The 14,629-nt window shown below is 59.1% G+C and carries 13 protein-coding genes and 2 pseudogenes; 7 read left to right on the top strand and 8 right to left on the bottom strand.

Annotated elements, in window-relative coordinates; translation table 11 throughout:
• The first annotated feature begins 211 nt into the window (after positions 1-211).
• Positions 212-1,732, top strand: a complete 1,521-nt coding sequence (locus E3T41_RS14930; protein ID WP_092448962.1) for a SulP family inorganic anion transporter — start codon at positions 212-214, stop codon at positions 1,730-1,732.
• A gap of 21 nt (positions 1,733-1,753) precedes the next feature.
• Here E3T41_RS14930 and E3T41_RS14925 read toward each other — a convergent pair whose 3' ends face one another.
• Both E3T41_RS14925 and E3T41_RS14920 read right to left on the bottom strand, forming a co-directional pair.
• Positions 1,754-2,263 (bottom strand): N-acetyltransferase, encoded by a 510-nt coding sequence (locus E3T41_RS14925; protein WP_241991195.1) that lies wholly within the window; start codon positions 2,261-2,263, stop codon positions 1,754-1,756.
• A 303-nt stretch (positions 2,264-2,566) separates the two neighbouring features.
• Positions 2,567-3,790, bottom strand: a pseudogene (locus E3T41_RS14920) (integrase core domain-containing protein).
• Positions 3,791-4,101: 311 nt separating this feature from the next.
• On the opposite strand from E3T41_RS14920, the gene E3T41_RS14915 reads away from it, so the two are divergent.
• Both E3T41_RS14915 and E3T41_RS14910 read left to right on the top strand, forming a co-directional pair.
• Complete coding sequence (locus tag E3T41_RS14915) at positions 4,102-4,731, top strand: RNA polymerase sigma factor (protein WP_198416435.1); 630 nt, start codon at positions 4,102-4,104, stop codon at positions 4,729-4,731.
• Positions 4,728-5,816, top strand: coding sequence for a CU044_5270 family protein (locus E3T41_RS14910; protein WP_134479268.1), 1,089 nt, complete (start codon positions 4,728-4,730; stop codon positions 5,814-5,816). The genes E3T41_RS14915 and E3T41_RS14910 overlap by 4 nt, the downstream gene beginning before the upstream one ends.
• 239 nt (positions 5,817-6,055) lie before the next feature.
• Here E3T41_RS14910 and E3T41_RS14905 read toward each other — a convergent pair whose 3' ends face one another.
• The 3 genes and pseudogenes from E3T41_RS14905 to E3T41_RS14895 form a co-directional block, all read right to left on the bottom strand.
• A complete protein-coding gene (locus E3T41_RS14905; protein ID WP_134479267.1) occupies positions 6,056-6,376 on the bottom strand; it encodes a type II toxin-antitoxin system RelE/ParE family toxin in 321 nt (106 codons plus the stop codon).
• Positions 6,373-6,612, bottom strand: coding sequence for an addiction module protein (locus tag E3T41_RS14900; protein ID WP_134468324.1), 240 nt, complete (start codon positions 6,610-6,612; stop codon positions 6,373-6,375). The genes E3T41_RS14905 and E3T41_RS14900 overlap by 4 nt, the downstream gene beginning before the upstream one ends.
• A 249-nt stretch (positions 6,613-6,861) precedes the next feature.
• Positions 6,862-7,173: pseudogene (locus E3T41_RS14895) on the bottom strand (integrase core domain-containing protein); the annotation flags it as partial.
• On the opposite strand from E3T41_RS14895, the gene E3T41_RS14890 reads away from it, so the two are divergent.
• Entirely contained in the window at positions 7,106-7,543 is a 438-nt protein-coding gene (locus E3T41_RS14890; RefSeq protein ID WP_134479264.1) for an integrase core domain-containing protein, read from the top strand. The pseudogene E3T41_RS14895 and the gene E3T41_RS14890 sit on opposite strands and share 68 nt — an antisense overlap.
• 1,111 nt (positions 7,544-8,654) lie before the next feature.
• Here E3T41_RS14890 and E3T41_RS14885 read toward each other — a convergent pair.
• The 3 genes from E3T41_RS14885 to E3T41_RS14875 all read right to left on the bottom strand — a co-directional run bounded on the left by E3T41_RS14885 (position 8,655) and on the right by E3T41_RS14875 (position 11,738).
• Complete coding sequence (locus E3T41_RS14885; protein WP_104082774.1) at positions 8,655-9,047, bottom strand: hypothetical protein; 393 nt, start codon at positions 9,045-9,047, stop codon at positions 8,655-8,657.
• Positions 9,044-10,966, bottom strand: a complete 1,923-nt coding sequence (locus E3T41_RS14880; protein WP_158251184.1) for an ATP-binding protein — start codon at positions 10,964-10,966, stop codon at positions 9,044-9,046. Before E3T41_RS14880 ends, E3T41_RS14885 begins: the two co-directional genes overlap by 4 nt.
• 568 nt (positions 10,967-11,534) lie before the next feature.
• Complete coding sequence (locus E3T41_RS14875) at positions 11,535-11,738, bottom strand: hypothetical protein (protein WP_233193068.1); 204 nt, start codon at positions 11,736-11,738, stop codon at positions 11,535-11,537.
• Positions 11,739-12,354: 616 nt separating this feature from the next.
• On the opposite strand from E3T41_RS14875, the gene E3T41_RS14870 reads away from it, so the two are divergent.
• The 3 genes from E3T41_RS14870 to E3T41_RS14860 are packed head-to-tail and all read left to right on the top strand — an operon-like array spanning position 12,355 to position 14,608.
• Entirely contained in the window at positions 12,355-13,140 is a 786-nt protein-coding gene (locus E3T41_RS14870; protein WP_104082777.1) for a S8 family serine peptidase, read from the top strand.
• Positions 13,137-13,976, top strand: a complete 840-nt coding sequence (locus E3T41_RS14865; protein WP_104082778.1) for a hypothetical protein — start codon at positions 13,137-13,139, stop codon at positions 13,974-13,976. Before E3T41_RS14870 ends, E3T41_RS14865 begins: the two co-directional genes overlap by 4 nt.
• On the top strand, positions 13,973-14,608 hold the full coding sequence (locus E3T41_RS14860; RefSeq protein WP_134379357.1) for a hypothetical protein: 636 nt from the start codon (positions 13,973-13,975) through the stop codon (positions 14,606-14,608). Before E3T41_RS14865 ends, E3T41_RS14860 begins: the two co-directional genes overlap by 4 nt.
• Positions 14,609-14,629: the final 21 nt, after the last annotated feature.

Below are 14,629 nucleotides of genomic sequence, written 5' to 3'. Positions count from 1 at the left end.
ACCGGATGCCTTCTTTCCCTGAAATTTACGATCAACCCTTACGTCAGGGTAGTGTTGCAGAAGTCGGCTGACATTCATCTGTGAGCCCACTCTCCCACCATTGTCCTCGATGGCCTTGTCCTCAACGACCGGTGGAGGTGCGCACCGCGGCGCCCACCCAACTCTTCTGCATCCACTTCGGCCGCACCCCGGCCCAGCTTCTGGAGGCCTCATGGCCATTGTTCAAAAATCCGCTTCAGCCAATCGATACCAAGCTGAGCCCTCGGTACTCACCGCGCTCCGCACGCCCCGCCTGCTCACCCGCGAGGTACTCGCCGGCCTGGTCGTGGCCATGGCCCTCATCCCTGAGGCGATCGCCTTCTCGATCATCGCCGGCGTCGACCCGCGCGTCGGCTTGTTCTCCTCCTTCGTCATGGCTGTGACCATCTCCTTCGTCGGTGGGCGCCCGGCCATGATCACCGCCGCCACCGGCGCGATCGCGCTTGTCATCGCCCCGGTCGCGCGGGAATATGGCATGGAGTATTTCATCGCCACCGTCATCCTCGCCGGGGTGCTCCAAATCGTGCTGAGTCTGGTCGGCGTCGCCAAACTCATGCGCTTCATTCCGCGAAGCGTCATGGTCGGCTTCGTCAACGCCCTCGCCATCCTCATTTTCGGTGCCCAACTCCCCCAGCTGCTCGGCGTGCCGTTCATGGTCTACCCGCTCGTCGCCGCCGGATTGATCATCATGATCGTCATGCCGCGCATCACCAAGGTGATCCCGGCACCGCTCGTAGCCATCGTCATGCTCACCGTCGCGACCGTGGTGACCGCCATCGCCGTCCCCACCATCGGCGACCAGGGCGAACTGCCCGAGAGCCTGCCCGAGCTCTTCCTCCCCAACATCCCGCTCAACTGGGACACGTTCACGATCATCGCCCCCTATGCCCTCGGCATGGCCCTGGTCGGAATTCTCGAATCTCTCATGACCGCGAAGTTCGTCGACGAGATCACCGACACCCACTCCAACAAAACCCGCGAGACCTGGGGCCAGGGCGTCGCCAACGTCATGAGCGGCCTGTTCGGCGGCATGGGCGGCTGCGCCATGATTGGCCAGACCATGATCAACGTGAAGGCCTCCGGCGCTCGCACCCGCATCTCCACCTTCCTCGCCGGCGTCTTCCTGCTCGTTCTCGTGCTCGGCCTCGGCGACGTGCTCGCCGTTGTGCCCATGGCTGCCCTGGTCGCGGTGATGATCATCGTGTCCTATCTCACATTCGACTGGCACAGCATCCGCTTGTCTACTCTTAAGCGGATGCCGAAGAGCGAGACCACCGTCATGGTCGCCACGGTCGTCGTCATCGTTCTCACCCACAACCTCGCGATCGGCGTCGTCGTCGGTGTCATCGTCGCAATGGTCGCGTTCGCGCGTCGCGTCGCCCACCTCGCCAGGGTGGAGCGCACCGTCGAGCTCGACCAGCCCGTGCCGACCGCCTACTATACGGTGACCGGGGCGCTGTTCTTTGCCTCGAGCAACGACCTGATGACCCAGTTCGAGTACGCCGACGACCCCGACCGCATCGTCATCGACCTGTCGGCCTCACACATCTGGGACGCCTCCACCGTCGCGACCCTCGACGCCATCTCCTACAAGTATGAGCGGCAGGATAAGTACGTCGTGATTGAGGGGCTCAACGAGGCCAGCCACGAGCTGCACAGCCGCTTGGCCGGGAACCTCGGCGGCGGCCACTAAATTGCGCTCTGCAAGCCTGACCTAGAGCGTCTTCACCGTCTCTAGTTCCTTCTTACTGGGGTCGAGGTTGTACTCGACCGTGTGGCCCGTGGCCACAAACCCCCGCCGTTCATAAGCCGTGCGTGCGCGAATATTGTCTTCGTGCACGTGAAGGGTCAGCTGGGTGCTCTCCGTGCGCGCCCAGCTTTCCACGCTCATCAGCAGCGCATCGGTCAGCCCCACCGTGCTGCCGCGAAAATCCGGTGACACGTACACTCCCACGAGAATCGGACCGGTGTCTGGATCCGGCACGAAGCCGGACATGGTCCCGATCCAGCGTCCAGACTCGGCGGTCGCGGCGATCGCGATGCCGTTTCCACTGGCACCGCGCGCTCCGCGCATACGCCACTCAGCCTCGTCATGGCCCAGCGCGGTCTCGAGCGTCTCGGTATAGGCCGTCGGGGTATCCCGAATCATCTCAAGACGCAGTTCACGGATCTCACGCCAGTCATCATCGACGGTCGATCGTATAAGGAATTCAAGTTCGGTCACGTCGTGAGCCTAGCGACATGAACGGACGTGGATTGCCCCCGTCCGGCGGCAGATCGCGAAGGAACGATCCCAGCCGGATAGCGAATAAGTACGGTGTCCGATTGGGGGAACGGACAAAAAAGGATCGGAACCCGTGGGCCCAGATCCTTATGTTTTATGGAGCCGCCTGTCAGAATCGAACTGACGACCTTCTCATTACGAGTGACCGATGGGTGCCCGGAAACACACCTGAGACCGTCAAAATCGTTGATTTTGCGGGCTTTTTGGGTTCGACGTGATCACCGAAAACAGCATCATTTCAATTCAAATGTTGGCAAATTGTGGGCAAGAAAATGATCCACTCATGACAACAGTTCTGTGATGTGTCAGGACATCTCTGACAGTTACGGGATTGTGCGCGGTCCCCGGGGGCCGCGGGGGCGGCCGCTGCCAACGTATTTGGTTCCCGGGAGGGGTCAGCGGTGTTCAATTAGCAGGGTGCCTTGGGAGTCGAAGACGAGGAGCCGATCGTCTTCTTCGAAGAGATAGGCCAGGGTGCCGGCCAGGGTGCGGCTGACTCGGAATTTGGTGCTGCGGGCGAAGACGGTGCCGTTGTCGCGGATGCGCGTCATCCGCGTGTCATCGTTGACGCCGACGGGTGCGGCGGTGTGCGGGACTGGGCGTGGCGGTTCGACGGTCGGGGTCGCCTCCCACGACTGCTGCGGGGTGATTCGTCCCGGCAGCGCCTGGTGCGGGCACTGCGTGTTGTAGATCACATCGAACGCGTCGACCTGCTCCTGCAGCTGCTCGAGGGTCTCCGCGAGGGGCTGCTTGTCGAGGTACCGGAACAGGGTTCGGTGGAAGCGTTCGTTCTTGCCCTGCGTGGTCGGTTTATACGGTTTCCCCGTGATCGGCTCGACGCCGAGAGAGGTGACAGAGACAACGAGTTGGCCGAGTACTCCCCGCCGGGTCGGGTTCAGCGCGGCCCCGTTATCACTGAGGAGTCTCTGCGGAACCCCGTGCGCGGCGATCCCTTTCTTCACCACGGCGACCGCCGCTTCGGACGTTTCTCCCCACGCGACAGAAGAGGCGACGGCGAGGCAGGAGTGGTCGTCGATGAGTTGGAAGATCACACACTTGCGTCCACCGGTCAGAACGTACTCGGTCCCATCCAGCTGCCAGCAGGCATTCGGCGCCGGGTAGACGAACCGCCGGTAAAATGCCCGCGGCTTCTTCCGCGGCTCCACCCGAGCGCCCCGGCCTGACGGAAGATCCTCGCCAGCGACGCCGTCGACGGCACCGGGGTCATTCCGAGGGAACGCATCTTGTCGTGGACGCTGATCGGACCGAAATCCGTCCCGGACTGCTCAACGCCTTCCGCACCCCGATGGCCTCCTGGGTGATCGTGTCCGTGAGCTTTGACGGGCTCGCTTTCGGGCGTCTCGATCGCGGTTCCAACGCCGCCGTTGGCCCATCCGCTGCGGCACGTTTCCGGATCGCGTAAAACGTCTCCCGCGAGATGTGGTGCCCGGCACAGAACGTGCTCACCGCACCACGCGGAGCGTCGGGAGGCCACTGGACGATGGCAAGACGGACACGGGGATCGACAGGTTCATTCGGCTCATCCCTCAAACATCGACGGAGAACTGTCAGGACCCAACACCACAAAATGGTCAGAGATCTATTGGTTCAGAACTGTCAGTGATGTCCTGACAGATCTCCTTGCGACCATACGCTGGCAGAATCCGCGACAATGGGGGCGTTGTCGTTGTCGACAACGATCCCTCTGCCGCAGGTGTCGGCAGCTCGCCACCCAGAGCGAGGGCGAGACGATTTCACCGCTCAGGACACTCCTCAATATGACCTCGAAATCTGAACCAGCGGACCTGCTCATTTCGATGCCGTCCCCAGCCGATGTCAGTAGCTGCGCCGTTTCTGATCTGGCGCATCTCACCCAGGCTCAGGGCGGTGATCGCAAGGCGTTTGTCGTGCTGTACAACTGCCACGTCCGGGCGGTGTATTGGTTCGCGCTCAAAATGGTTCGGTCTATCGCGGACGCGGAAGACATCACCCAGGACACGTTTGTCATCGCCTGGAGCAAACGGCATGCGATCAGGCCCGTGGACCAGTCCGTTTTGCCGTGGCTTCTCGTGACCGCCCGCTACCTCGGAAACAATCGCATCCGCAGCCGCGCTCGCGACGACCATCACCGCACTGACAGTGATCTCTCGAATTTTCCCGACCCCCAGCACCGTTCGGTCCACGACGAAGTGCAGAGCCGGATGTTGTTGGACGCGATCGACCACGCCGTCAGCCAACTCTCCGAGACGGACCAAACCCTCTACTACCTCTGCATTGACGAAGGCCTGAGCTATGAGCAGGCGGCACGCGCGCTGGGGACGTCCCATGGCGCCGTTCGAAACAGGCTCGCTCGGGTCCGCATCACTCTCCGAGGCAAACTCTCCGCACAGAAAGAAGCGCTCTCATGATCACGACAATTGGTCCATCGGAAACTCAAATCAAGCGGATGCGGGACGACATCGTCAGCAGAATGAGTGAATCGGTGCCGACTCTCGAACACGCAACAGCCCCGCGCCAGTTCATCGGGGCACCAGCACCTGAGCAACTCGTGCGTGCACCTCGAGAATTTCCACACAACGTGCGGCAGCTGCCTAAACGATCCGCCCGAACGCGTCGCGTCTCCGCACTATCGCTCGCCGCGGCAGCCCTGGTCGCCATAGCCATTCTGGGAAATGCCTTCGGATGGGGACCAAACGGGGGTGCATCCGCCGAAGCCTCCAACTTGCTTGAGCAAACGGCCGTCGCAACGATTCAGACGTCGGACCCGGTGGTCGCGCCCGGGCAGTTCCTCCAGATCAGCACTCAGGCGGTCTTCGTTACCTACGCTGTCGGGCCCAACGATGATCCCAAGAATCTGGCCAGCCGATCGGTCTTCTTGAGCCCCTCCGCGAGCACTCTGTACATACCGGCGGATAGATCCGGCCAGTGGGTCTGGGAGCGCACCGCCCTCAAGCCCGACACCTTCTTCAGCGAGAAGGCCAGGGAGTACGCCCTTAACAGCTGGGCGCAGCTCAGCCCCGCCGAGCGCACAGAGATCGCCCGAGCCGCGGGCGGCAATTTCGATGGATCACCCTGGACCGCTGAGGACCTTGCAGCTATGCCCAGCGACCCCGCCGCTTTGCTGTCCTACTTTTATATGACCTCCGCAGGCGGGTCGAACTCACCCGAGGAAGACGCGCTGTCCCGAATCTCCGATGTCCTTCGATCCGGGCTGGCACCGGCCGAATTGCGCGCAGCGCTCTACCGGGCCATCGCAATGATTCCCGACGTCACAATCGTCGAACGCTCCGCCACGCTCAACGGACAGGTTGGCGTAGCCATCGGGCGGCAGGACCCGACGCGTGACTTCAGACAGGACCTCATCATCAACCCCGCCACCGGACTATTGATTGGCGAACGCCAAGTGCAGGTCACAGCCGACGCCAACGTGCCGGCGAACACCGTCATCGGCTGGACCTCGGTCACGACCACCGTCGTCGATTCCACGCCGTAGCCGTTCTAAACGACGCCTATCAGCTACTAGAGAGGCATGGAACATGCACTACGGCGCATCGATGACAGGCCGTAGTGCATTTCTCAAGTTGGATGGTGCCTAACCCGTTGGGGTCAGAGGACTGAGAACCACCGGTCGTAGCTCCATGACCTCAGGGCCTGGATGGCGATTGCCATTGGGGGCACCCGCCTCGACACGACTGGAGACTGCCTTGGGTTCTTCGACAGACCCTCGCCCGGTCATTCGGCGAGTCGCTGCGTCCAGTAACCGGGGCGACGAGACTCGTGAGCATAGGCAAGCACGAATATCCCATCCCCTCCGACGACGCAGACCAGGTTGTACGGAAACTTGCCGAGATGCCATGCGCGCACAATGGGCTCGCGCTGCCGACCCCGAAATGGCGACGCCGCATCCGGCCATTGAAGGATCAATTCAGCAGCGGCCTCTGCTGCATCTGCGAACTCGTCGCCGAGTTTGCCGTGATCGATGGCCGAGTAGCGTTCGTGAGCATCCAGAAACTCGTCACGAGCGTCCGGATGCTCGCGCCAATCGAGAGTCACCGGCGCCGTGAGGCCGATCGTGCCCGCGCGATGGCGATGGTCTCCCGGCCGCTGACCGACTCGACCTTGCCGCTGATGAGTTCGTCAAGTCGGCGGTCGATCACCTCGCCCCAAGCGTCGTCAATCGCAGCCTGGTCTGCCTCATCGACCTGCTGAAGAGCGAGCGCGGCAATCTCGCGCTCGTCAGCATCGAGGGCCTTACCCGCCGCGATGTAAGCCGAAAGCTTCGGTGTCATCTGGCCAGTGAACGACGGCATGCTGACATCAGCCAGTGTCCGAATTTACCGCCCGTGTCGGCGCTGGGCCGCAGCCCGACGCGTCTCGTTAGGAAGAGTGGCGGACTCGTCAGGCAATCACTGGAGTCACTGGACGTTCCAGAGCCGACTCCGCCGCCCAAGTCTCCGACCACGGGATTCACCGAGCACGAGACGTCCGTAAGGGGATGCGCCCGTCAAGTTATTGAGACAATCTGATTGATTTTTCTTCTACGCTGCAGCCGTTTGGCGGGCGTCGCAATGAGCGGCCAACGCGACCGCAGGTTGGAGCCCTCCGTTGCGTGAATGAGGGCGCCGCCGGTTGTACCAAGATTCGATAAATTCCATCACGGCGGTCCTCGCGGCGAGGTGGTTCTCGAACTCGTGCTGGTAATACATTTCGGTCTTCAAATGCGAGAAGAAACTTTCCGCCACCGCGTTGTCCCAACACAGACCGACGGCTCCCATCGACTGCGTGACCTGGTTCGCGGCGCACCACTTTTGGAACAGGCTCGACGTATATTGCGTGCCACGGTCGGAGTTAAGCCGAATTCGGCTTAACTCCGATGCGAGATCACAGTGTACGTCCATCAAATTCACAGAAACCGTCGTTCTTGAGGGACTCGTGGCCTCGATCGGGACGGTCGGTGACGCGTACGATAACGCGGCCGCAGAGACCGTCACGGGGCTCTACAAGAACGAGGCCCTCGCGAAGAACTCCCCCTTCCACACGGGCCCGCTGAAGACCCTCGCCGACGTCGAAGAACTCACCATCGATTGGATCGATTGGTACAACAATCGGCGCCTCCACAGCTCCCTCGGGAACATGCCGCCCGAGGAATATGAAAGCAACTACTACGCTGAAACGAACGGCCCGATAAATATCAAAGCCGCCAACAAAACGGCGGCATGAAAACCGGCACGGTTCAGTTGCAGACACCCTCAATAACCGTGCACTTAAAACAAATGTAGGCAAATTGTGGGCAAATTCGGCAAAACGTACCGTTGAGAGGGTTTTAGAAACAAACTCTGACCAGGAGTTTTAGTGGAGCCGCCTGTCAGAATCGAACTGACGACCTTCTCATTACGAGTGACCGATGGGCGCCCGGAAACATGCGTTGCGGCGTCGAAATCGTTGATTTCACGGGCTTATTGAACTTGATGTGATCACCCTTAGCAGCATCATTTCCGTTCAAATGTGGGCAAGTTGTGGGCAAGAAAATGATCCGCTCACTCTAAGAATCTGTGATGTATCAGCACATCTCCTACGAATTTGTATTAGGTGAATTATCGAGAGCGGGTACCGACCTGCGCACCCGGTCCAGGTTGATGGCGGACGTCGGCAAGAGTTCGTCATCTACCTGGAGTTCCGCAAGCCGGGCCGGACCGACACAGCCCGGCCCGGCGCTACTCTCACCCTCATTACAGATTGTCCTGTCGCCGTTCCAGTCGCTGCCGTGAAACTGTCGGCCCCGCCAATTTGCGACGAATGCGAGCTACCGCAGGAAGAAATCACTCACAGTTTTGCCTACGAGAGGGCGTGCGACCGACAGTTGCGCCAAACGCTTTCACCCCATCTTCGAGGTACTCACCGATCCCCACGTGCTCATCCTCATGAGCCTGCCCGTCTGCTACCGCTGCCATCAGATGACGCGCAACGGCAATATCATGCGTTTCGAGTGTGGAAACCCGGCCTGTAACGAGCTCACCCACCTCCTCAGCGCCAAGTCCGCGCAGGCCAACAAAACTGCTGCCTGTGACGGCTCTCCAGCCGGCGCGCCCCACGCTCGTGCTTTCCGAACCCCGGGCTGACCCGACACTACCGCCCGGGCGAGGTCGCCCTACCTTGTCCGGGTTCCCCTGCTGGAGAGTTAGCTCGTCTGCGCGCCAGAACATCAAATCCGGGCCGATAATGATGATTATGTCAAGTTCTTGATTTCCTCACAGTTGGGTCGAACCTGCCTGGTCGGCCGAGCTCTCCCTCACGGCGAAAGCATCTCTCAGCCCCAAAATCAAGCTGAGATTCACCTGTTGCTTTCTCGTCCTGACAGATACAGCTGGGCCAACGCGATCCAGTCTTCTGGTGTAACTTCAGGCGCCCAGATTGCGAGGTATTCGCGGGGCGTGAGCCCACTCGGCGTCATTTCGATACCGTCACGATAGGTGGCAAAAGGAGAACTGGATCGACTGACGCGGAACAAAACGTCGCGAAACCGATTCTTCCCCAGTGCGAACGTCGGGAATTCCGAGACGCTCGCGCAACGCCAGGCTCGCCAGGCTTTCCCGAACGCAAATTCAAAGTCCATGATCGATGGGTTGAACTCGACAACGCCCTCCGCTGCAAGAGCTCCAAAGAATCCATTGGCTACAAGAAGGAGTTGTTGGTTGCGGGTAGTGGCCGAAGCCCCCGGATTCACGCTGCCACATCCGCCACCGTCGCAACGGCCAAAAGAAGATCTCGCTCGGCACCGAGGGCCAAAAGAGCCTCCGCCACAGACGGGTGCCCGAAACATGGGACTAGTTTCCTCTTCACGTCAGACTCCTTCTCGCTGCGCTTCTTGTCAGAAGCGAGTGACCATTCGACCTCCGAATTGAGAGAGTGAAGCACTCTTGCGACGGTCTCCGGCACGTCGACATATCCCCAGTCGTGGCCTTCGACAGCTTCCCGGAATAGTTTCGGGAACATTGGGTTTGCACCCTTGAAAGCATCTTCGATCGCCTCAATAGTGAGGTAGTTTTCCATCTCTCGCCGGGTCAGAACAAACATGTGTGACGACAGGTGATCGTCGGTGTTGTAGCGCGCTAGGTACTTGGATATCTCGGGTTTCAGAGCCGACCCTTCAACCAAGCGATCGGAATCAAGAAGGTGAACCTCAGGCCTACTAAACGGCGACAGGCGGCTCTCCCAAAGAGCAGCGGCGCCGCAGCCGCCGATAGGTATGAAGCAAAGCTCACCGTCAGTTTCCATTTGGCGAAGATCTGGATATTCAGTGGGACGGGCGGCTTGTAGCGCATCGCTCAGTGCCAGTAGACCGCCGATATCGTTCTTGCCCTCAACGATGAAGAAGCAACGCACATTGTGATCCGCGAAAGTCCCCATCGCCTTGTTCAATTGCTGGAGAACGAACCGCTCGCTGGATGTGTCACTGGAACTCCACACGCGCTTCCCCTGCTGCTCCTCGACGAAACGCACGGCTGCGATCGGTATGTTCCTCACCAAGTTCGAGCTGTGCGTCGTCATCAAAACCTGCCTGTTTGCGAGCCCCGCAACTTCAATTAGAGCGGAAACAGTTTCGCGCTGAAGATCCGGGTGGAGAGCCGTCTCGGGCTCCTCCACTGCGATGATGACGCCCCGTCGCCACTCATCCGTTTCTTCATATCCTCGCTCAACTTCCGCCCGAAAGAAGCTCAAGAGAACCAGTCTGCGTGTCCCGCTGCCACGCTTCGCAAGGGGAACATCGTTCTCGTCGACAAATTGTAGGGACGAGAATGCCTTCTGCCATACGGGGTCTAGGTTGGCCGGAATCAGCTTGGCCGCAAGATTTGGTGCGAATTCCTCCAATTTCCCAACGACTTCCAGGAGAAGTTCTGAAATCTCAGCCTTAACATCGCTCGTAAGCTTCGTGAGTTCAGCCGTATGGCGATCGAGCACGGCCTTGACTATGAGCTTGGCTGGGTCTTGGGCAACCTCATCGGACTCCGCCCCCAGCCGGTCAGCTTGAAAGAGGTGGAACAGGGGAAAGACACTCTCCAGAGCGCTGGCAACGTGCTTCCCGTCCTCTGAGTTCAACGGGATGATCGTCGGTTGCAGCGACGAGAGCCCCTTGGCTTCCCAGGCGCGCCAGATCGCCTGCCTATAGTTCAGGTTCACGCGTCGATCCTCCAGCTCCGCGACAACATCAAGAGTCGAGGCGAGGGATTTGAGTTGCGCGTGCTTCAGGCCGATAAGCGTTGGGCCGCCATCGACGACCGGGTGTAGAGCATGCGCCAAAATCTCGGGGTTGGCTCGCCCCCTGGTCCAGGTCTTGCTAATCACCAAGTGGCCGTTAGCGTCGAGGAGTTTCTCATCCTGGAGGGTCGTCACCGCAGTCTGGTCGATGACCAGCTCAGGGGGAAGGTCAGCGAATGTGCACGTGATGCGAATCGTTCCATGCCCATGAACCGAATAGTCAGAGACGTCCGGCTTTCCCTTGTCCAGGAACAGCCTCATAGCTTCCAGGATGCTGCTCTTTCCAGCGTCATTCTTGCCGGCAAACACAGTCAACGTATCGATCGACACGTAACTCGATGTCAGATATCCGCGAAAACCCTCTAGCTCAATACCCACAATGCGCATTTGTCCCCCTCGACAACAACTTGACATTCAAGTGCCAAGGCTGAGCCTGCCGGATTTGGGCCGACTCCGCAAAAGCGGACTGGTCAAGGCGCAACATGAAGCAGCGCGGCGACCAGCGATGCTAATCACCTCCGAAATAGCACCGACATCAGGCATGAGAGTGAGACACGCGTGGGAGGCAACTCGTGCGTTCCATCGTTCGGATTGTCCTTCCGAATGGAATCTATCGCCTCTACGCACCCGGCATAGCCCTAACCAATCGCCAGCAGGGTCACGCCCACAAGAATGAATGTCAAGGATGTGTCGAGATTAATCTGGGAATTGATTGAGTGTTAGCGCTTAGTGGCGGCGTTCTGTGATCGCTGTTTGGCGCATCGACCCGGTTCTCTGCGTTGCGTCAAAGGGCAGTCAGGGTCTTGTATCTCGTGCGATACGAAACAGGTCAGTTATGAGACACCACAGTCGTGAGAACTGGGGCAGCCTGGTCGACCTGGAACAGGCATTTCTATGTGTGGAAGACTCGAGAGTAGAGGGGATCTCCATGGGTGCGGGCAGCCTTGAGAGCGCATCAGGTCAGTCCCGGTTCGGAGTATTCTTCGTGCGAGATCGCACGGAGGATGCGGATGGTGCCGTCCAGGCTAGTGCCTGCACGGGTGCTGGTCTTGGCAAGTTGGCGAGGGGCTTCCAGCACTGGGAGCGACGTCGTTGTGCTCCGGCTGACCCGGGTTACTCCGCCAGTGCGGGCAGTGAGGTAGCCCTCGGATTCAAGCACTTTGTACGCCTTAGCGACGGTGCCAGGAGCGACATCGAGATCCTCCGCGAGCTGACGAACCAAGGGACGGCGCCCCTCGGCGTGCCCACAAGCGCGCAGTGGAACCTTCTCAGTCGGAGCTGCTCGTCCCCGTCCCTTTGACGATTTGGAGTAGTTGGACCCGCTCGTCGGGCGTCAGGGTTTCGCCCACTGAATGACGAGATGGTCGGATCTGTAGAAGTCGGCATGGCTGTAAATGACAGACTGTCGCGCACGGTCGAGGGACTGATACCGGTAGGTGCTGAACCGCACGATTGAGTGGGTGCTCAAGTCCTCAAATACTCAGTACTCACCGACATCGAAAAAAGAGAGATGCCCATGCTGGGCGAGGACGGAACTCAAATAGCCGCTTAATCGTCGCCCACATGAAAATTCCGTTGACTATTTCCGGATGGAGTTGACGCCGCGAGTTATCTCCGCCAATCTGAGTTTCACACGACATCTGGTTCGTGAGCATCGGGGGGAAAATGATGTTTCGAAAATGGGCGGGTGGATCGTATCGCCTGCGAGACCAGCCATTTAATGAACCGCTGCCCGGGGTAATTGTTCCGCGCGTGAAGTCAACGCAACGCATGTTTTGACCTCTCTCCGAGGGGGTCCCCGCAGACGCCCCGCGTTCCTTTCGACGTCAATCATTGTCGTCACAGCCCTTCTGTTGATAGGTTGCTCATCGGCATCGATCACGCCGGCGGTTCGAGACACAGTCGCGATCGCTCTCGTCGATAGCGGCCTCAACGATGAAAACGTCGACTTTAGCTGTTTTCATGTTTTCGATACTGACGCCGACGACCAAGGGCACGGCACTTTAGTCGCATCGATCGCAGCAGGAATCGATGAGGATAGCTGTCCTGCGTGGGCCCATCGAGTCACTTGGATTAGTTACTCCGTCTTCACTGCAGGAACCGCGTCGGCGGAGGACGTTGCGGACGCTATAGAGCAAGCTATCCGGGACCAGGTGGACGTCATTAACGTCAGCATCGCGATCGGGACGGACACCCGGGCCTTACGTGACTCGGTGAAACGCGCCGTTGAATCGGGAATCGTGGTGGTCGCGGCTGCTGGAAACAACCAAGGGATGGGGGCGGGCTACCCCGCCCGATACCCGGGAGTTATTTCCGTCGGCTCATTAGATGCCGCGGGCCATCCATCAAGCTTCTCGGCTATTGACCATGTGAATTACTTCGCACCCGGTGAAGACATTCCCGCGGTCGACCGCACGGGGGCCCGGCAGCTTGTCACCGGGACGTCAGCGGCTGCAGCAATGACCTCGAATCAAATCTTGAAAAGCTTGCTCGGCGTAGCTAAACCCGATTCCACCCTGTCCGCACTGATCGCTCACCAATCAAAGGAAGACAATCAATGAAAAAGATCGCCATCGGAGTCGTAGCGGCGCTGCTGCTCTCTGGATTCGCTTACTCGCCCGCGTTCGCAGAGACCAGCTCTGCCCCGGTAGAAGCTTCAGGCAGCGGGATGGTTGACGAGGAAAAGCTTGAATCCGCTTTCAACGACGCAGGATTGACACTGGAAGACGTGGACGCCTCGCTCACTAAAATCTCAGTCGAGACGACATCGGATTTGGGATCTGGCGAACCTGTCACGGCGCTGACAACGTTGTCGTTTGAGGACAGTAGCGCTCTTTTTTCTCTAGGGAGCATCGACACCGACTACAACGCCAACTACTCCATCCAGATACAAGAGTTGAACGACGAAGCCACCTCGTTCACCATGACAGACCTGGCCACTGGTGAGACAGAATCATATGCCGATGACGTGGGCTATGCCGCCTTCGTGCCAGTACTGGTTCTGGGAATACCTATCGCTCTAGAGATCTTGAAAACACTCCTGGTGGCATCTGCAGTTGTCATCGTCGCTGGTGTTACGTGGATCGCAGCCACTAACGCAATCGATGCCCTCAATAAAAAGGGATCAAGCTACCAACATTTCCGCGCAATGATTCTAAACGGCAAACTCGTGCTTGCAAATGGTATGTCGCTTTCCGCGGCCATCACATGGGGCCGCGGGGGGAAAGACACGTGGTCTCGCAGCGAGGCCGGCGCGCTCGCAGTTGCGAAAGGAATCAAAAACGGCCTGGCCGTAGTCGGACCTGAGCGCGATTCGGGCGGTCGCGGAAAATTCGCACACTTCCACCCGAGCAACCGCACCCCCGCAATGCACGCCTTTTTCGGACTACCCAATTGATGGACAATCACGAAGCTGACGACCGTTCAGACCTCCTGGCACGGTGGAAGAAGACCAATCCTCAGCGATGGACAACGGACGCCGTTGAAGAACACTTGAAACAGGGTTTTTGTGCATATGAAATCCCGCTCGAGGCCATTACACGCACTGACTATTCGAACGATGGAGAAGTCCGCGAGGACTTGATCTACTCGCTCTACACGATCACTCATCCGGACGTCCTATCCCGCCTGTACAGCGCAGAAGAGAAGGAAATGAAAGATGTTGGTCCTGATACGTACGATGAAAGCTGGCGGGGACTCTTCCTTCAAGAAACTTCGGGCAGTGACACTGACGATCTTGGAACGGCGCCTCTTGGAGACGCGTCTTGGCTGGCATACAACCTTCTAAACACTCAACATTTGGTGGGCCAACGCACCTCCATCGTGCTCGAGCAAGAAGACGGCCTCGTCACTGGTGCCAAGGTTTATGGGATGTCTGACCACCTAACGACGTACATGACCGCGCTGACCGGATACAGAGAGACTGGAACAGAAACTGACCAAAATTACTACTCGATGAAAACTGGCGACGTAAACGACGAAGCCTTCGTCTACTACCTCGACTGCCTCGCGCGACACAGCTTCATCTAGCCCGATACGAACAACACCTGT

Origin of the sequence: Cryobacterium sp. Hh38 (assembly GCF_004403235.1) — a bacterium.
Classification (GTDB): domain Bacteria; phylum Actinomycetota; class Actinomycetes; order Actinomycetales; family Microbacteriaceae; genus Cryobacterium; species Cryobacterium levicorallinum.
The sequence above is the reverse complement of the archived record's forward strand: the minus strand, read 5'-3'. Positions and strand labels throughout refer to the sequence as shown.

What these genes read in the sequence shown, in the direction of transcription:
- E3T41_RS14865 (WP_104082778.1), top strand. Translation starts at nt 13,137, where the DNA reads ATGAAAAAGATCGCCATCGGAGTCGTAGCGGCGCTGCTGCTCTCTGGA.
- E3T41_RS14910 (WP_134479268.1), top strand. Translation starts at nt 4,728, where the DNA reads ATGATCACGACAATTGGTCCATCGGAAACTCAAATCAAGCGGATGCGG.
- E3T41_RS14930 (WP_092448962.1), top strand. Translation starts at nt 212, where the DNA reads ATGGCCATTGTTCAAAAATCCGCTTCAGCCAATCGATACCAAGCTGAG.
- E3T41_RS14915 (WP_198416435.1), top strand. Translation starts at nt 4,102, where the DNA reads ATGACCTCGAAATCTGAACCAGCGGACCTGCTCATTTCGATGCCGTCC.
- E3T41_RS14900 (WP_134468324.1), bottom strand. Translation starts at nt 6,612, where the DNA reads ATGACACCGAAGCTTTCGGCTTACATCGCGGCGGGTAAGGCCCTCGAT.
- E3T41_RS14880 (WP_158251184.1), bottom strand. Translation starts at nt 10,966, where the DNA reads ATGCGCATTGTGGGTATTGAGCTAGAGGGTTTTCGCGGATATCTGACA.